Here is a 17038-nt window from a genome sequence, read left to right as displayed (position 1 = left end):
CACATACCCACGACAACTTGCCCCTTGAGGCTGCATAAGCCGGTACGCCCACCGGTTTTACCGTCCAAGGAGTGAGCCCGATGATCGGTAGCGTCAGCAACTACACGAGCTATACCAGCACCAGCAGCACCTCCACGCAAAACGCACGCAGCCAGCAACTGCAAAAAGAACTGTTCGCCAAACTCGACAGCAACGGCGACGGCGCGGTGGATCAGGACGAACTGAAAAGCGCCCTGTCACAGAAGTCCGACGACGGATTGCTGGTCAACCTGAGCAAACAATTCGGTGATCTGGACAGCGACGACAGCGGCAGCCTCAGCGCCGAAGAAATGACCGCCATGGCGCCGCCACCGCCACCACCCCAAGACCAAGCCCCGAACACCGACCTCGCCGACGCTCTGATCAGCGCCCTCGACTCCGATGGCGACGGCGCCATCAGCAGCGATGAACTGAGCAGCGGCCTAACCAGCGCCGGCAGCACCGCCGACAGCCACGAAATCTTCTCGGCCCTGGACAAAAACAAGGACGGCACCGTCAGCCAGGACGAACTCACCGCCAGCCTGACGCCGCCACCGCCGCCTCCACCACAAGTCAACAGTGACGAGCTGTTCAGCCAGCTTGATGCCGACGGTGACGGTAGCGTCACTGCCACCGAATTGAGCAGTGCGTTGCAGGCGAGCGACAGCACCTCGGCGACCAGCACCGACACCAGTGCGGCGCTGCTCAAGGTTCTGGACAGCGATAGTAGTGGTGGCGTGAGCAGTGATGAATTGAAGGCCGCTTTGCAGGCTGGCCGTGAGCGTCCGTCGGATGAGGAGACGGCCAGCGCGCAGTCAACTGGTGAAGCGCTGAACCGCATGATTGCCAATCTGAGCAAACAATATTCGCTCACCAGCGCCGCGCCGGTGGGCAAATATCTCAACGTCGCGACATAAACGAACCTCGTGCAGGAGCTGCCGAAGGCTGCTCCTGCATGGGAATTGGTATGCATTTTGGTTTGGGGGCATATCCGTTGCTGCGGTTATGGCTGCTTAGGGTTTCGCTCTTACAGCGAGTCACCTTTTCCAGACGCCGAAAAGGTAACCCAAAAGGCTTGGCCCCGGCGTACGGCACTTCGCTGAGGCTCAGTGTTCCCTCGCTACGGTGTCCATCCGGGGGCATCGCCTACGGTTGGCTGCGCTGCACCTCCTCTCGATGTGTTTGGCTTCGCCAAACGGCGCTGCGCGCCTAACCCCCGGATGAACACCTTCGCTCGGCCTGCCGAAGGGGCGGAAGGGCAAAAGCAAAGCAAGAGCCAGAGCCAGAGCCAGCGCCAGAGCAGATCAAAAGATCGCAGCCTTCGGCAGCTCCTACAGGGGATGCGTACATCCGCCAAAGACTGGTCAGCTGTCAGGCTGCCATCGCTGGCAAACCAGCTCCCACAAAAAAAAGCCCCCCCCGCACACGGCGCATGCCGCCCCACTCAACACAATGAGCGTTAGCTCGAGTACCGCTTTTGATCTAAAAGGCCCGTCGGCAGGCTGAGTGAAGGGATTGATCCGGGGGTGGGAGCGCAGCGACCGTTTGGCGCAGCCAAATGCATCGAGAGGAGGTGCAGCGAAGCAAACCGTAGGCGATGCGCCCGGATCAATCCCGGAACGAAGGAACCCGAGCCTAAGCGAGGGCCGTACGTCAGGGTAAAGCCCTTTTGGTTACTTTTGGGGCGTCTGCCAAAAGTGACCCGCCGTAAGGGCGGAACCCTAAGCCGCCATCACCCAAAAAACGGATATACACCCCAAACCAAAACCCCAAAACCCCAAAACCCCAACCTAAACCCGAGCCTGACTCTTACTCCAATCCGTCAACAAACTATAAGCAACAGCCAAAAGCGTAGGCCCGATAAACAACCCGATAAACCCAAACGCAATCAACCCGCCAAACACCCCAAGCAACACAATCACCAGCGGCAGATTACCGCCCCGGCTGATCAGATAGGGCTTCAGAACGTTATCCACACCACTGATGATAAACGTCCCCCAAATCCCCAAAAACACCGCCATCCCATATTCACCCTTCCAGGCCAGCCAAGCCGTAGCCGGTACCCACACCAACGGTGGCCCCATCGGAATCAGACTTAGCAGAAACGTGACGATCCCCAGCACCAGCGCCCCCGGCACCCCGGCAATCAAAAACCCGATCAACGCCAGAACCGCCTGCGCCGCCGCCGTACCGATCACCCCGTTCACCACCCGTTGCACCGTACCGGCCACCAACTCGATGTAATACCCGGCACGATCACCGATCAAACGCTCCAGCAACCGGTGAGCAAACGCCGCCAGACGCGGCCCGTCGCGATAGAAAAAGAACACAAAGACAATGCTCAGCGTCAGCTCGAGAATCCCGCCGCCGATCTGCGCACTGCGCGCCAGCAACCAGTTACCGACCTGCCCCAGATAAGGCTTGATCGACACCATCAGTGCCGCGCCCTGCTGATCGATGCTGTTCCAGACCCCGACCAGGCGCTCGCCTACCAACGGCACAGTGCCGAGCCAGGCCGGCGCTTCCGGCAATCCATCGACCTGCACGTCCTTGATGAAGGCGGTGGCGTCACGCACATGGTCGGCGAGGTTGAACCCCAGCCAGACCAATGGCGCCGCTACCAGCAACATCCAGCCCAAGGTCAGGATCGCCGCAGCCAGCGACTCTCGGCCATTGAGCAGCCGGGTCAGAAGGCGCATCAGCGGCCAACTGGCAAACGCCAGCACCGCGCCCCAGAACAGCGCCGACCAGAACGGCGCCATCACCCAAAGACTGGCACCAAACAACACCAGCAACAGGATCTGCACCAGCAGTCGATCGTTATTGAGCATGTAGAGTCTCGAAAAAATCAGTCAGGCCAAGAATAGGCGAACACAGCGCGCGTGTTCGCCCGATAGAGCTTATCGCAACAGATCGATGCGCAAGCCTGCGCCGTCGACACTGCCGGTTTCCATCCGCGCGGCGCGTACGCCCTGATTGATCAGTGCCTGACGCCAGGCCTCGGCCTTCGGCCCGGATACCGTCACCCGCTGCGTGGTGTCGAGGTTCAGGCCACGGGAAATCAGGCGCAGCCAGGTGTCATCCGGATCATTCACAAGCTTGGGAAAGTCCAGCTCGCCGGTACTTTTGAGCTGACGCAACAAGGTTGCGGAGGTCGGCAGCAACTCGCCAAGCGGCGCAACGGCCTCGAACTGTTCGACATGCAGATAGGCTTTGCGATTGCCCCGCGTGATGCTGTAGAGCGCCACCAGCGTATTGTCCTTCGGTGCCGCCAGCCTCAGCAACAGATAGGCTTGCTGCTCGTCGGCGCCGTACAGTTTGGAATTGCCGAACACCTCGTTGGCCCACAGGCTGCTCTCTCCGCAGTCCCGCGCCTGGCACCAGAACAGCAACTCGGCGTCCTGCTTTTGCAGGGCCTCGCGGGCGGCGGTGAAGGCTTCGTTGGCGGAATGTTCGGGGGGCAACTCGTAAGTCACCGAAGTGGTCTGGCCACGGGCAGTCACCTGACCGTCGAAACGCAACTGGCCACTGATTTTGCGGATTGAACCCAGCGGGTAGATCCGCTCCAGTTCCACCGGCGGCCGATAGTCGACGATTTGCGCATCGGCCAGACGCGGCACGATCTGCAGATCCTGACTGCCCGGCACATCGGCGGCGAACGAAACGGAACTGAAACAGCACAGTGCCAGCAGACTGAGTGATCGCTTGGTCAGGCTCATCGGATCGGCATGGCTTGGCGGTTCGGGGTCGTAGCGGTGTAAAAATCCATCGTGGTTGTCTCCCATTTCAACCCGCCCAGCCTCGACAGTTGCCCGCAGCAAGTCAAGGAATGGCGAAGAAGCGATTGAAACAGTCTGCGACAAGATCCGCACCGGCCTCATCGTTCAGGTGCAAATGATGCCCACCCGCCAGCTGTTCCCGGCTTAAGGGTAGACGTTCCAGCAGTTCCGGGTGTTTGGCCAGCATGCCGTCGGCGGCGACGATCAATTGCGCCGGGCAGGCGATGCGTTGAACGAATGCCATGGCCTGCTCCTGGGTCAGGCGCAGCGGCGATGGCAGGGTCAGACGGTTGTCGGTGCGCCAGGTGTAACCACCGGGCACCGGCATCAGGCCGCGCTGGGCCAACAACTCGGCGGCTTCACGACTGACCGCCACCAGGCCTTTCATCCGCGCTTCGATAGCACGGTCGAGAGTGTTGTAAACCGGTTTGCGTTTCTCGCGCAGATCCAGCTGTGCCTGCAGGGCCATGCCCATCCGCTCGGCAGCATTTTCGCCTTTGTCTGTAGGAGGAATTACCCCATCGATCAACGCCAGATGCGTGATCCGCTCGGGCAACGACCCCGCCAGCACCAGGGAGACAATCGCGCCCATCGAATGCCCGAGCAGACCGAAACGCTTCCAGCCCAGTTGCTCGGCGACTTGCAGCACATCATGCGCGTAGTCCCACAGCGCATAGCCGGCGCCATTGGGGCGGTGTCCGGAATGCCCGTGCCCGGCCATGTCCAGCGCAATAATGCGCAAGCCTTTGAGCTTCGGTGCCAGCCGCGCAAAGCTGTTGGCGTTGTCGAGCCAGCCATGCAGGGCGATCACCGGCAACCCGTCCTCGGGTCCGAACAAATGCGCCGCCAGTTCGATATGCGGCAGGCTCAGGCGCACTTCTTCGAAAGTCGGGCTCATGCGCAATCCTTGTCCTGACGGGTTTCCCAGCGAGTGAACAGGTTCTTCAGCAGTCGAGCAGTGTCCTGCGGGCGCTCCAGAGGAAACATGTGCCCGCCGGGCATGCTCAGCGCTTCACCTTGCGGCATGCGCGAAACGAAACGGGTGTGATGGCGCATGACCACGTTGCTCTTGTGCCCGCGCACCACCGCCAGCGGCACTTTCAATTGCCGGGTACGACCGGGGCTGGTGTGCGGCACGCCGCGATAGATGCTGATCTCGGTGGCCGGGTCGAAACGCAGGCGCAGCTTGTCGCCGACCGGGTGCAAACCGTGTTGCAGGTAAGCATCGAAGCATTCCGGATCGAAACCGCGGAAAAGCGACTTGCCGGCGAAATAGCTGCGCGCACTGTCGAGATCGGCAAACTCCTCGCGCCGCCCCAACGTGCGACCGGCCGGGGTCAGCCGATCGATGAAACCAAAGCGTTTGGCGGCGCGGATAACCCATTGATCACTGCGGGTCAGTACTGGCGAATCGAGCATCACCACGCCGCGATACAGTTCAGGGCAACGCAGCGCCGCGTGCAGGTGCAGAACACCGCCAAATGAATGACCGACGCCCCACACTGGTTGATCCTGCTGCTGCAAATGGTGGATCAGTTCGTCGACCAGGTTGTACCAGTTGTCATCTGCCGGGAAACGCGGGTCATGGGCATGCTGTTGCAGATGCGCAACCCGATACTCGGGCGCCAGCGCCGCGAACAACTTGCCATAGGTGCCCGAAGGGAAGCCGTTGGCGTGGGCGAAAAAGATCGGTTGCGACATACAGGCAAATCCATGAGCAAGAACGTGGCGTTGATTGTCCGCAAGACCACGCTCTGCGGCAATGACCGTAACTGCCAGGAATGATGACAGTCAGGTCAAAGCTATGGGCAAATCGACAATTACCGCGCCGGCGGCTGTTCACCCAGCGGCACCACCGCCATGGTCAAGCGCGACACACAACTGGCCTTGCCTTCATCGCTGGTCAAACGGATATCCCAGACGTGGGTCGTACGGCCGATATGAATCGGTTTGGCCACCGCCGTCACCCGGCCACTGCGCAGGCCGCGCAGATGGTTGGCATTGATCTCAAGCCCGACGCAGTAAAACTTGCTGGCATCGATGCACAGATAACTGGCCATTGAACCGACGGTTTCCGCCAGCACCACCGACGCGCCGCCATGCAGCAAACCGTAAGGCTGGTGAGTGCGATGGTCGATGACCATGCTCGCCGTCAGCGACTCTTCGTCGAATGCTTCGAAGCGAATATCCAGCACTTCGCCGATGGTGTTTTTCTGGATTGCGTTCAACTGCTCGATGTCGGGAGTGGTACGCCACAGGCTCATCGCAGACTTCCTTGGTTGTTTTGGTCGACGCTCAATCCTGCCACAGCACCGCCTCGCTGCGCTCGCTCCATTCTTCGAAGCGGGCACCGTAGGTGTCTTCGATGACGTTGCGTTTGATTTTCAGGGTCGGCGTGAGAAAGCCGTTTTCCACCGCCCAACTGTCCTTGACCACCACCAGTCGACGCAGGCGTTCGTGCTTGTCGAGCACGGCGTTGACCTCTTCCAGCAGTTTTTCCAGGCTCGAATGCAGACTCGCCCGGCCCTCCTCCTGATTGACCGTCGACAGCACACACAAGCCCAGCGGCGCACTCAGACCGTCACCGACCACACACACCTGTTCGATCCGCGAATGCACCGCCAGACGGTTTTCGATTGGCGCCGGGGCGACGTATTTGCCCTTGCTGGTCTTGAAGATTTCCTTGAGCCGACCGGTCAGGCGCAAACGTCCTTCGGCATCCTGCTCGCCCTTGTCACCGGTACGCAGAAAGCCGTCCTCGGTCAGCGTATCGGCAGTCTTCTGTGGTTCCTTGAAGTAGCCAAGCATGTTCGCCTGACTGCGCACCTGTACCTCGCCCGACTCGTCGATACGCACCTCGACATCCGGGCACGGTTTGCCGATCCAGCCCTGTTTGTATTGGCCCGGCAGGCAGATGTGCGAGTAACCGCAACTCTCGGTCATGCCGTAGACCTCCAGCACATCGAGACCCAGTTTCTGATACCAGGTGAGCAAGGTCTGCGGCACCGGCGCCGCACCGGACAGAGCGACGCGCAAGGCATCCAGCCCCAACCCCGCCAGCACTTTGTGCCCTACCCGCTTGCCAATGAACGGCAGGCCGAGGAGGAAATCCAGACGTTTTGCCGGGATCTTGCTGTAGACACCCATCTGAAATTTGGTCCAGATCCGTGGCACACCGAACATCGCGGTCGGCCGCGCACGCTTGAGGTCGGTGATGAAGGTGTCGAGGCTTTCGGCAAAGAACACCGTTTGCCCGGTATAGATCGATGCCAGTTCAACGAACATACGCTCGGCAACGTGACACAGCGGCAGGTACGACAGCAAACGGTCGTTCTCGTTGAGCCCGAACAGTTGCGTGCCACGGGTCGTGGCGAATCCAAGATTGGCAAAGCTGTGCATCACGCCTTTGGGCAGGCCGGTAGTGCCGGAGGTATAGATAATCGTCGCCAGTTGCTCGGCGACGGGACGCGGATCGTCCTGAATCGGCGAGCAACGCTGCAAGTCCGCCCAGTTGAAATCGAACTCGCCCAGTGGATGCAACGGCAGGCTGATGGTCGGCAGATCGACGGGCACGCCTTTCGACATTCCGGGCCAGTCATCGAGCTTGCCGATAAACGCCAACGCGCTCTCTGAGTGACTGAGCACTTGGGCCACGGAGTCAGCAGTGAGGTTGGGATACAGCGGCACCGAAACATGCCCGGCCATCCAGATGGCGAGGTCGGCGATGATCCAGTGTGCGCAGTTTTTCGAGATCAGAGCGATGTGGCTGCCGGGCGGCAACTCCCGCGCGCGCAGCCAGTGTGCAGTGCAACGGGCCTGATGACCGACGTCGGCCCAGGTCAGAGTCTCGACCTGCCCGCCACCGATGGGCTGTACGAGAAAGCGCTGGCGCGGATGACGGGCCTCACGTTCGTAGAACACGTCCAGCGGCAAACGGAATGCGGCAGACATGCGACTCGCTCCTGTTTTTTAGGTCTGGAGCAAGCGTAGTCAACCAAGCAAGTGCTTGGTTGGAAAATTCAAACAAATAATTTCCGGTACACAGAGAACCTGTAGGAGTGAGCCTGCTCGCGATAGCGGGTGTATCAGCCTAAATTGATATTGACTGATATGGCCTCATCGCGAGCAGGCTCACTCCTACAGGGGAGCGGTGTTAGGGATGCTTGAGGCTGTTCAGGGTCATCGAGCCGATCAGCAGTTCAGGGCTTTCCAATTCAGCCAGGCCAGCGGTGCTGACCCTTTCCGGTGGATGTCCGGCGCCATGCTGCAGATAGCTGAGCAGATTGCCCACCAAAGGGTTGTGGCTGACCAGCAGCACATTGCTCACCGACACCAGTTGATCGGTCACCTTGTCCGGATCAACTTCCGGTGTCAGCCACTCGACCGTGCGGATCTCCGGCTCGAAACCCAGCGCCTCGCGAACAATCTGCGCGGTCTGTTGCGCGCGCAGATAGGGGCTGGCATAGATCGCGGTCAGCGGCTGCCCGATCAAGTGAGCCGCGCTGCTCAAGGCTTCCTTGCGACCGTGATCGGTCAGTTCCCGCTCGGAATCAGGACACGAGCCGTAAGGCACGGCCTCACCGTGACGCAACACCCAGAGCTTCATAGCTTGGGCTCCTCATCTCGGGCCGGGTGCGGTGCTGGCGGCACGGCGTGCGCCGCTTCACCTTCCGGCGTACGCGGCGTTGGCCAATCGGCAAACGGCCAGGGTTTCTGGTCGCTGTGAAAACTGCCGAAACGACCGATCTGCGCCAGAAACTGGCTCAGGCTGTCGCCGAAATTCATCAGGCCGGCGCTCGGCGCGCCATAGATCAGTCTATACACAAGCTGCACCAGCACCACTACGCCGAGGACGAACTGCGCCACTTGCCAGACCACTATGTAGACGATCATCCACAACACCCGCAGCAGGATCGACTCGTACTTGGCTTCGGTTTTCGGATCGTTCATGGCTCACTCCCTGCTGAATCAGTTGAAACCACTGGTGGAAATAAAGTCGACGTCGGTTTTCGGCTCGGCCCGCATCAACAGACCAATGACCTGTTCCAGCGTGCGCCCCTCGAACAGGATCGCGTGCAGTCCGGCGACCAGCGGCATGTACACGCTCACTTCCTGGGATTTGGCCTTGAGCACTTTCAGGGTATTGACCCCTTCAGCGACTTCACCGAGGCGCGACACCGCGTCCTCAAGACTCAGGCCTTGGCCCAGGGCGAAGCCGACTTGATAGTTGCGGCTCTTTGGCGACGAGCACGTCACGATCAAGTCGCCGACACCGGCCAGACCGAGGAAGGTCATCGGGTTAGCGCCTTGATTCACCGCAAACCGGGTCATCTCGGCCAGGGCGCGAGTGATCAGCATGCTCTTGGTGTTTTCACCCATCTCCAGCGCAACCGCCATGCCGGCGATGATCGCGTAAACGTTTTTCAACGCCCCGCCCAGTTCGACACCGAAACGGTCGGCACTGGCGTACACGCGGAAAGTGCGCCCGTGCAAGGCAGCCTGCACCTGTTTGCACAGTTCTTCGTCTTCACTGGCGACCACCGTGGCGGTCAGCGCATGCTCGGCGATTTCCCGCGCCAGATTCGGCCCGGACAACACGCCGATGCGTGCTTGCGGGGCGATCTCTTCGAGGATCTGGCTCATCAGTTTGAAGGTGTGGGCTTCGATGCCTTTGGTCAGGCTGACCAGCATTTTGCCGCTCAAGCGCTCGGCGTGAGCCGCCAGCACCGTGCGCAAGGCACTGGACGGCAGCGCGACAAAGCACAAGTCGCAGGCGTCGAGGGTTTCCTGCAGGTCAGTGACGGCGGTCACGCCCGGCAGAATCTTGATGCCTTTGAGGTAACGCGGGTTTTCGCGATTGACCCGGATGGCCTCGGCCTGCTCGGGGTCACGCATCCACTGCCGGACTTGATGGCCGTTCTCGGCCAAAAGATTGGCCACGGCGGTTCCAAAACTTCCGCCTCCCAGGACCGCAATCGGGCGCTGTTCAGTCATATGCAATCCGTTAATCCATACCAGTGGCGATGCCGGCATTATACGGGGCGACCCGGTCGCGGCCAGCCCCTGCGTCAATTACCGACACTTGTAGGAAGAAGACCAATAAAACCTAGGAAAATGCCTCTAACGTGACTGGAAAAGTCGCTGCCCTCGGTTAACATGCGCGCCAATTCTTCGCTCTATAGGCTGTGTCGTGTTTTTTGCCGCTCCCCCACCGCGTTCCTCCCTGTTGCTGGCGCTGTTGTTCAGCCCGGTGTCGCAGGCGGACGACCTGTTCATGGACAGCGAGACGCTGCCGCAGGTGCTGACGGCCACGCGCCTGAAGCAGACACCTGCGGAGGTGCCGGGGAGCATGACCGTACTCGACAGTGAATTGATCAACGCCAGCGGCGCCCGCGACATCAGTGAACTGCTGCGGCTGGTGCCGGGGATGATGGTCGGCAACATCAGCGGCAATCAGGCAGCGGTCAATTACCACGGCACCAACGCCACCGAAGCGCGGCGCATGCAGGTACTGATCGATGGCCGCTCGGTCTATCGCGCAGGCCTGGCAACGGTGGACTGGAGTGATATTCCGGTGGCCATCGAGGACATCGAGCGCATCGAAGTCTTTCGCGGCCCGAACACCGTCAGCTACGGCGCCAACGCGCTGATGGCGGTGGTCAACATCATCACGCGCAATCCGGCAGACAGCCACGGCACGCGGCTGAAGATCACCCGTGGCCAGCGCGGTATCAATGACTTCTATGCCAGCCAGGGCACCGGCTGGAATGGCGGCGATCTGCGCCTGTCGCTGTCCGGTCAGGAAGACGATGGCTTCGACAGCGACCGCAGCGGCGCCGATTACCGCGACAGTCGCCGTTTGAACCGCTTCAGCCTCGCGGTCAGTCACACCCTCAGCGACAACCAGAGCCTCGACTGGCAGGTCAACGCGAAGGATGGCACCAATCAGCGGCCCTACACCTACCGTCCGGTGTTCTCCGGGATTACCGCCACCGGGAACAATTCCGACGTGGTGGCCAAGGACTACGCCGGCTCGGTGCGCTGGAATCTCGACATCAACCCAGAGCACAGCCTTTATATCCAAGGCTCGGCGCAGCACTGGGATCGTCAGCAAACCTGGCGTGCCTGCGACGCCGAGGTGTCGTTCAGCCCCGAGCTGACGCAACTGTGGCAGCTCAACCCGAATTACACCGAACGCCTGGCCCGCAACATCACCCGTTTCACCGGTCCCGGCGCGGCACCCGGCACACCGCAGGAAATGGCTTTGGCCAATCGCGTGCTCGATCAATGGCGCAACGGCGCCAGCCAGACGTTGTGCGGCGAAATCGACCAGAGCGCCCGCGAATCGCGCTACGACCTCGAACTGCAAGACACCCTCAGCCTGTCCGACAGCGTGCGCCTGGTCAGCGGCATGAACTATCGTTACGACCGGGCCGATTCCGAGACTTACTTCAACGGCACGCTGGACGACACCACTTGGCGCGCGTTCGGCCAACTGGAATGGCGCGCCAGTGAACACTGGCTGTTGCAGGGCGGTGCGATGTTCGAAGACACGCAACTGATCGGCAGTTCACTGACGCCACGCTTCGCGGTCAATTACCTGATCAATCCGCGCCACAGCCTGCGCGCGGTGTATTCGGAGGCGATCCGCTCGCCGGACATGTTCGAGAACAACGTCAACTGGAGCTATCAGGTCAGCAAGCTGCAGCCCTCGGCCTACGGCCAGTCTTCGGCGCGTTACTTCGTCAAGACCCGTGGCCCCGGCGATCTCGATCAGGAACACATGCGCTCGCGGGAACTGGGCTACAACGGCTATTTCGCCGAACTGGGTCTGGCGCTCGACGTGAAGCTGTTCTACGACGAGATCACCGGGATGATCAGCGAACCGCTGCGCAACAACCAATACATCGCCAGCAACGCCAACAGCTCAAGGTTTCGCGGCACTGAAACCCAGCTCGACTGGCGCCTGAGCACAATCGACCGCCTGCGTCTGACGTACTCCTACGTCGATGCCGAGGCGAGCAATCCGCTGGATCAGCAATTCACCGCCAGCAACAGCGGTTCCGCCGGCTGGCTGCGCGACTGGGGTCACGGCTGGAACAGCGCCCTCTTCTATTACGGCGACAACGCGCTCAACGGCTACCGCTTCGAGCGGGTCGACACGCGAATCGCCAAGCGCATCGCCCTGGGCAAGGCGCAATTGCAATTGGCCGGCGTGCTGCAGCAACGCCTCGACCATGAGCCGACCACTTTCGTCGACAACAATTACGACGAGCGCCGCGTGCTGTACTTCAGCGCCGAGCTGGAATTCTAAGGTGCGCTACGGCCTGACGCGAAAGACGCCAACCCTGGCTCACTGGCTGGCCGGTTTGTGTCTGTTTCTGACCGCGTGGCTGCACGGCGTGGCGGTGCAGGCCGCCGACATTCTGTTGACCGGTGCCGAAGAAAGCCCCGGCGTGCAAGCGTTCGTACAAGCGCTGAGCGAACTGCGCCCGACCGACACCGTGCGTTTCCAGCCACTGGCCAGCCTGCCGGCGCCGGGAAAACTGCCGGCCAGCCTGCGTCTGATCCTGCTCGATCTGCCGAGCCTCGACTGGCGCCTGCAAGAAACCCAGGGCCCGGCGACGCTGGTGTTACGCATCAGTCGCCTGCAAGCCCGTCAACGTCTCGGCTCGGCACAGCCGTCCCGCCTGAGCCTGCTGTGGAGCGATCCGCCGCTTGGCCGGCAGTTGCAATTGATCCGCCAAATTCTGCCGCAGGCACGCCGGGTTGGCGTGTTGTTCGACCAGCACAGCGAGTTCCTCCTTAAAGAGCTGCACCTGGCAGCGCAGCCGTTGAATCTGGAAATCGTCAGCCAGCGCTGGGACAACACCCACGACAGTCGCCCCTTGCAAACCGTGCTGAAAAACAGCGACGTGCTGCTGGGCCTCGACGATCCCGATCTGTACAACCCGAAAACCGCGAAAAATCTGCTGCTCAGCAGCTACTCGCGACAATTGGCGCTGATCGGTCCGAACGCCGCGTTTGTCCGTGCCGGCAGCCTGGCCAGCAGTTACAGCGACCAGAACGATTGGCTGACTGTGCTCGACCATTTGCTCGACCAGCCACCCGCCAACTGGCCGCGAACGCTCTACCCCGCACGTTTTAAAGTCTCAAGTAATGCCCAGGTAGCTCGTTCCCTGGGTATTGAACCGCTGAACGAAGCGTCTGTTGCCCGCGCGTTGGCTGAAGGAGAAAGCCGCCCATGAGTTTCCGTCGTCGTTGGGACATCAACACCCGCACCCAGCTGATCAGCCTCGGCCCGGCGCTGTTGCTGACCTTGCTGTTGATCAGTTTCTTCACCTTCGTGCGCATTCAGGATTTGCGCCAGGAGCTGAACCACACCGGCCAACTGATCGCCAACCAACTGGCGCCCGCCACCGAGTACGGGGTGATTTCCGGTAACAACGAAGTGCTGGAAAGTCTGCTCAAGGCCACGCTGGCGACGCCCAACGTGCGTTTTCTGGAAGTGCAGGACAGCGCCAACCGGATTCTGGTGTATGTCGAACAACCGGCGGAAGCCCACAGTCGCCCGCATCAGGTCGAGGTGTTTCAGGCACCGGTGCGCTTGCAGCGGATCGCTCTGCAGAATGATTTCTTCCAGGACGTCAAAGTCAGTAATGGTGGGGCCAGCGAGGATTATCTGGGGCGGGTGATCGTCGGTCTGTCCAACGATGCCTTCAGCCAGCGTCAGCAGGAAATCCTCTTCAAGGCGGGGATTCTGGCGTTGTTCGCCCTGCTCTTCACTTTCGTCCTGGCGCGACGTCTGGCCGGCAGTCTGTCGCAGCCGATTCGCGATATCGGCAACGCGGTCAAGGCGATTCAGGACGGCGACTATAAAACCCCGCTGCCGATCGTTGATGACACCGAGCTCGGGGCGCTGTCGCAGCACATCAACAACCTCGCCCAGGCGCTGGAACAGGCCAGCCGTGAACAGCAGCAAGCCATGGCGCAATTGATCCAGACCCGCGAAGAAGCGGAAAAGGCCAACAACGCCAAATCAGACTTTCTGGCGATGATGAGCCATGAACTGCGCACGCCCATGAACGGTGTGCTGGGCATGCTGCAATTGCTCGAAACCACGGAGATGACCGAGGAGCAGATCGAGTACGCCGCCCTCGCCTCCGAGTCCACCGAGCATTTGCTCAAGGTGATCAACGATATTCTCGACTTCTCGCGCATCGAACGTTCGGAGCTTGAACTTGAGCACATTCCGTTCAACCTTGCCGAACTGATCGGCGCCTGCGCGCAGTCGTTCCAGCACAGCGCGGTGCAGCGTGGCCTGGCCCTCAATCTGCGGATTCCCGAGGACATGCGCGGCTTGCAGGTGCAGGGCGATCCGACGCGGATCCGGCAGATCCTGGTCAACCTGGTTGGCAATGCCCTGAAGTTCACCGAACAGGGTCGGGTCAGCATCGAGGCGCAGTGGCAGTCGCTCGATCACGAACTGCTGTGGTTCACCTGCTCGGTCCGCGACAGTGGCATCGGCATTTCGTCCGAGAACCTTGAATCGATGTTCAACGCATTCCAGCAGGCCGACAGTTCGATTTCGCGACGCTACGGCGGCACCGGGCTCGGCCTGCCGATCGCGCGCACCCTCGCCGAACGCATGGGTGGCACCTTGCGTGCACAGAGCGAGGAAGGTCGCGGCTCGGTGTTTACCCTGGAAATTCCGCTGGCTCTTTATAAGCAGGCGTTGCCACAACTGGCCGCCCCCCGCGCCTTGAATGGCAATGGCCACGGCGAGGGGCGCAATGTGTTGCTGGTGGAAGACAATCCGGTTAACCAGACCGTGATCGAAGCAATGCTGCGCAGCCTGGGCTTTACTGTCAGTGTCGCCACCGATGGCGCGCAGGCGGTGCGCAGTGCCGAGGGCAATGATTTTGAAGTGATTCTGATGGATTGCCGTTTGCCGATCATCGATGGCTATGAGGCCACCCGGCAGATTCGCCAACTGCCCGGGCGCCGCGACGTGCCGATCATCGCGCTGACGGCCAATGCCTTGCAGGGCGACCGCGAAACCTGCCTGTCGGCAGGGATGAACGATTATCTGGCGAAGCCGTTCAAACGTAATGATCTACAGCAGATTCTGCAGCGTTGGGTGTCCTAGTGACGGTCTTTTGACCATCTGTGACTGGCGTGAAAAGCGAAAGTGCGGCAGTCTTAGGCACCCGAACGAGCCTCAAAAGGGGCTTGAATAAAAATTTCAGTGCACAAGTGTACATTCATGTCCTTGGTGCTGTGACTTTCACCACAACGCAATAGTCTATGAGTAGGCTGCCGGTTCGAGGCATGAACGCTTCGAACGGTCGGGAAGATTTGCCCCACCTGCCGCATGGGATTATTGAGGAGCTCGCATGACCAAACAAAACGCCTTTACTCGGGAAGATCTGCTGCGCTGCAGTCGCGGTGAGCTGTTCGGCCCAGGTAACGCGCAACTGCCCGCCCCGAACATGCTGATGGTCGATCGCATCACTCTGATCAGCGAAGAAGGCGGCAAGTACGGCAAAGGTGAATTGGTCGCCGAGCTGGATATCAACCCTGACCTGTGGTTCTTCGCGTGCCACTTCGAAGGTGATCCGGTGATGCCGGGCTGCCTGGGTCTGGATGCCATGTGGCAACTGGTCGGCTTTTTCCTGGGCTGGCAGGGTCTGCCGGGCCGTGGCCGTGCGCTGGGTTCGGGCGAAGTGAAGTTCTTCGGTCAGGTCCTGCCGACCGCGAAGAAAGTCACCTACAACATTCATATCAAACGCGTCCTCAAGGGCAAGCTGAACCTGGCCATTGCCGATGGTTCGGTGACTGTCGACGGTCGCGAAATCTACACCGCCGAAGGCCTTCGCGTCGGCGTGTTCACCTCCACTGACAACTTCTAAGGGTTATTCGCATGCGCCGCGTCGTTATCACTGGTCTGGGCATCGTTTCGTGCCTGGGCAATGACAAAGAGACCGTCTCCGCTAACCTGCGTGCAAGCCGCCCTGGTATCCGGTTCAACCCGGAATATGCCGAAATGGGTCTGCGTAGCCAGGTTTCCGGCTCCATCGACCTCAACCTTGAAGAGCTGATCGATCGCAAGATCTATCGCTTCGTCGGCCACGCAGCGGCTTACGCCTACCTGGCCATGAAAGACGCCATTGCTGACTCCGGCCTGACCGAAGAGCAAGTGTCCAACCCGCGTACCGGTCTGATCGCCGGTTCCGGCGGTGCTTCCACGCTGAACCAGATGGAAGCGCTGGACATCCTGCGCGAGAAAGGCGTGAAACGCGTCGGCCCATACCGCGTAACGCGGACCATGAGCAGCACCGTTTCCGCTTGCCTGGCCACGCCGTTCAAGATCAAAGGCCTGAACTACTCCATCGCTTCTGCCTGCGCCACCAGTGCTCACTGCATCGGTACCGCCATGGAACAGATCCAGATGGGCAAGCAGGACATCGTCTTCGCCGGTGGCGGTGAAGAAGAGCACTGGAGCCAATCGTTCCTGTTCGACGCCATGGGCGCACTGTCCAGCAAGCGCAACGACACCCCGGAACAGGCTTCCCGTGCCTACGACAAAGACCGTGACGGTTTCGTCATTGCCGGCGGTGGCGGCATGGTCGTGGTTGAAGAGCTGGAACACGCTCTGGCCCGTGGCGCGAAAATCTACGCGGAAATCGTTGGCTACGGCGCGACCTCCGACGGCTACGACATGGTTGCCCCGAGTGGCGAAGGCGCGATCCGCTGCATGCAGATGGCGATGTCCACCGTTGATACTCCGATCGACTACCTGAATACCCACGGCACTTCGACTCCGGTCGGCGACGTCGCGGAAATGAAAGGTGTGCGTGAAGTGTTCGGCGACAAGGCTCCAGCGATCAGCTCGACCAAGAGCCTGTCCGGTCACTCCCTGGGCGCCGCTGGCGTTCACGAAGCGATCTACTGCATGCTGATGATGGAAGGCAACTTCATTGCCGGTTCCGCCAACATCGACGAGCTGGACCCTGAAGTGGCCGATCTGCCGGTGCTGACCAAGACCCGCGAGAACGCCACCATCAACACCGTGATGAGCAACAGTTTCGGCTTCGGCGGCACCAACGCCACGCTGGTGCTGAAGCGCTGGGAAGGCAAGTAATTCCCTGCTGCTGAGCCACACATGAAAACGCCCCGACTGGTTCGGGGCGTTTTTTTTTTGCCTGCAAAAAACCTCATCGCCGACGCACATTTCCTGT

At 60.6% G+C, this 17038-nt stretch carries 15 protein-coding genes; 6 read left to right on the top strand and 9 right to left on the bottom strand.

The features are described from left to right. Window positions 1-80: 80 nt before the first annotated feature. Window positions 81-935, top strand: coding sequence for a XopAW family type III secretion system calcium-binding effector (gene xopAW, locus JFT86_RS14635; RefSeq protein ID WP_201237207.1), 855 nt, complete (start codon window positions 81-83; stop codon window positions 933-935). Window positions 936-1808: 873 nt separating this feature from the next. On the opposite strand, the gene JFT86_RS14630 is transcribed toward xopAW, so the two are convergent. The 9 genes from JFT86_RS14630 to JFT86_RS14590 all read right to left on the bottom strand — a co-directional run bounded on the left by JFT86_RS14630 (window position 1809) and on the right by JFT86_RS14590 (window position 9791). Beyond that, window positions 1809-2849 carry an AI-2E family transporter gene (locus tag JFT86_RS14630; protein WP_201237206.1) on the bottom strand — a complete coding sequence of 347 codons (1041 nt, stop codon included), beginning with the start codon at window positions 2847-2849 and terminating at the stop codon, window positions 1809-1811. Window positions 2850-2918: 69 nt separating this feature from the next. Further along, window positions 2919-3737 carry a DUF4892 domain-containing protein gene (locus JFT86_RS14625; protein ID WP_201238606.1) on the bottom strand — a complete coding sequence of 273 codons (819 nt, stop codon included), beginning with the start codon at window positions 3735-3737 and terminating at the stop codon, window positions 2919-2921. Between the two features lie 103 nt (window positions 3738-3840). Beyond that, complete coding sequence (locus JFT86_RS14620; RefSeq protein ID WP_201237205.1) at window positions 3841-4695, bottom strand: alpha/beta hydrolase; 855 nt, start codon at window positions 4693-4695, stop codon at window positions 3841-3843. Beyond that, window positions 4692-5498: an alpha/beta hydrolase gene (locus JFT86_RS14615; RefSeq protein WP_201237204.1), complete on the bottom strand. Its 807-nt coding sequence runs from the start codon at window positions 5496-5498 to the stop codon at window positions 4692-4694. The genes JFT86_RS14620 and JFT86_RS14615 overlap by 4 nt, the downstream gene beginning before the upstream one ends. A gap of 119 nt (window positions 5499-5617) precedes the next feature. Next, window positions 5618-6061 carry a hotdog fold thioesterase gene (locus JFT86_RS14610; protein WP_008087813.1) on the bottom strand — a complete coding sequence of 148 codons (444 nt, stop codon included), beginning with the start codon at window positions 6059-6061 and terminating at the stop codon, window positions 5618-5620. Between the two features lie 31 nt (window positions 6062-6092). Continuing rightward, the gene (locus JFT86_RS14605) at window positions 6093-7748 is read right to left on the bottom strand and encodes an AMP-binding protein (RefSeq protein WP_201237203.1); all 1656 of its coding nucleotides are present in this window, start codon (window positions 7746-7748) and stop codon (window positions 6093-6095) included. Window positions 7749-7950: 202 nt separating this feature from the next. Further along, on the bottom strand, window positions 7951-8403 hold the full coding sequence (sixA, locus tag JFT86_RS14600) for a phosphohistidine phosphatase SixA (protein WP_158954403.1): 453 nt from the start codon (window positions 8401-8403) through the stop codon (window positions 7951-7953). Then, the gene (locus JFT86_RS14595; protein WP_201237202.1) at window positions 8400-8747 is read right to left on the bottom strand and encodes a DUF4389 domain-containing protein; all 348 of its coding nucleotides are present in this window, start codon (window positions 8745-8747) and stop codon (window positions 8400-8402) included. The genes sixA and JFT86_RS14595 overlap by 4 nt, the downstream gene beginning before the upstream one ends. 18 nt (window positions 8748-8765) lie before the next feature. Next, window positions 8766-9791, bottom strand: coding sequence for an NAD(P)H-dependent glycerol-3-phosphate dehydrogenase (locus tag JFT86_RS14590; RefSeq protein WP_201237201.1), 1026 nt, complete (start codon window positions 9789-9791; stop codon window positions 8766-8768). A 196-nt stretch (window positions 9792-9987) separates the two neighbouring features. Between JFT86_RS14590 and JFT86_RS14585 the strand changes: the two genes are divergently transcribed. The 5 genes from JFT86_RS14585 to fabB all read left to right on the top strand — a co-directional run bounded on the left by JFT86_RS14585 (window position 9988) and on the right by fabB (window position 16941). Next, entirely contained in the window at window positions 9988-12111 is a 2124-nt protein-coding gene (locus tag JFT86_RS14585) for a TonB-dependent receptor (RefSeq protein ID WP_201237200.1), read from the top strand. 1 nt (window position 12112) lies between these two features. Then, window positions 12113-13045, top strand: a complete 933-nt coding sequence (locus JFT86_RS14580; protein ID WP_201237199.1) for an ABC transporter substrate-binding protein — start codon at window positions 12113-12115, stop codon at window positions 13043-13045. Further along, entirely contained in the window at window positions 13042-14946 is a 1905-nt protein-coding gene (locus JFT86_RS14575) for an ATP-binding protein (RefSeq protein ID WP_201237198.1), read from the top strand. The genes JFT86_RS14580 and JFT86_RS14575 overlap by 4 nt, the downstream gene beginning before the upstream one ends. 247 nt (window positions 14947-15193) lie before the next feature. Then, window positions 15194-15709 (top strand): 3-hydroxyacyl-[acyl-carrier-protein] dehydratase FabA, encoded by a 516-nt coding sequence (gene fabA, locus JFT86_RS14570; RefSeq protein WP_003227150.1) that lies wholly within the window; start codon window positions 15194-15196, stop codon window positions 15707-15709. Window positions 15710-15720: 11 nt separating this feature from the next. Continuing rightward, window positions 15721-16941 carry a beta-ketoacyl-ACP synthase I gene (fabB, locus tag JFT86_RS14565; protein ID WP_201237197.1) on the top strand — a complete coding sequence of 407 codons (1221 nt, stop codon included), beginning with the start codon at window positions 15721-15723 and terminating at the stop codon, window positions 16939-16941. Window positions 16942-17038: the final 97 nt, after the last annotated feature.

The sequence above is a fragment of the Pseudomonas sp. TH06 genome (genome assembly GCF_016651305.1).
Lineage (GTDB): Bacteria > Pseudomonadota > Gammaproteobacteria > Pseudomonadales > Pseudomonadaceae > Aquipseudomonas.
Note: the sequence above shows the minus strand (reverse complement) of the source record. Positions and strands in the feature narration are given on the sequence as shown.

Excerpts from the sequence above, each read along its gene's own strand:
- xopAW (WP_201237207.1), top strand. The coding sequence starts at position 81 with ATGATCGGTAGCGTCAGCAACTACACGAGCTATACCAGCACCAGCAGC.
- JFT86_RS14630 (WP_201237206.1), bottom strand. The coding sequence starts at position 2,849 with ATGCTCAATAACGATCGACTGCTGGTGCAGATCCTGTTGCTGGTGTTG.
- JFT86_RS14625 (WP_201238606.1), bottom strand. The coding sequence starts at position 3,737 with ATGAGCCTGACCAAGCGATCACTCAGTCTGCTGGCACTGTGCTGTTTC.
- JFT86_RS14620 (WP_201237205.1), bottom strand. The coding sequence starts at position 4,695 with ATGAGCCCGACTTTCGAAGAAGTGCGCCTGAGCCTGCCGCATATCGAA.
- JFT86_RS14615 (WP_201237204.1), bottom strand. The coding sequence starts at position 5,498 with ATGTCGCAACCGATCTTTTTCGCCCACGCCAACGGCTTCCCTTCGGGC.
- JFT86_RS14610 (WP_008087813.1), bottom strand. The coding sequence starts at position 6,061 with ATGAGCCTGTGGCGTACCACTCCCGACATCGAGCAGTTGAACGCAATC.
- JFT86_RS14605 (WP_201237203.1), bottom strand. The coding sequence starts at position 7,748 with ATGTCTGCCGCATTCCGTTTGCCGCTGGACGTGTTCTACGAACGTGAG.
- sixA (WP_158954403.1), bottom strand. The coding sequence starts at position 8,403 with ATGAAGCTCTGGGTGTTGCGTCACGGTGAGGCCGTGCCTTACGGCTCG.
- JFT86_RS14595 (WP_201237202.1), bottom strand. The coding sequence starts at position 8,747 with ATGAACGATCCGAAAACCGAAGCCAAGTACGAGTCGATCCTGCTGCGG.
- JFT86_RS14590 (WP_201237201.1), bottom strand. The coding sequence starts at position 9,791 with ATGACTGAACAGCGCCCGATTGCGGTCCTGGGAGGCGGAAGTTTTGGA.
- JFT86_RS14575 (WP_201237198.1), top strand. The coding sequence starts at position 13,042 with ATGAGTTTCCGTCGTCGTTGGGACATCAACACCCGCACCCAGCTGATC.
- fabA (WP_003227150.1), top strand. The coding sequence starts at position 15,194 with ATGACCAAACAAAACGCCTTTACTCGGGAAGATCTGCTGCGCTGCAGT.
- fabB (WP_201237197.1), top strand. The coding sequence starts at position 15,721 with ATGCGCCGCGTCGTTATCACTGGTCTGGGCATCGTTTCGTGCCTGGGC.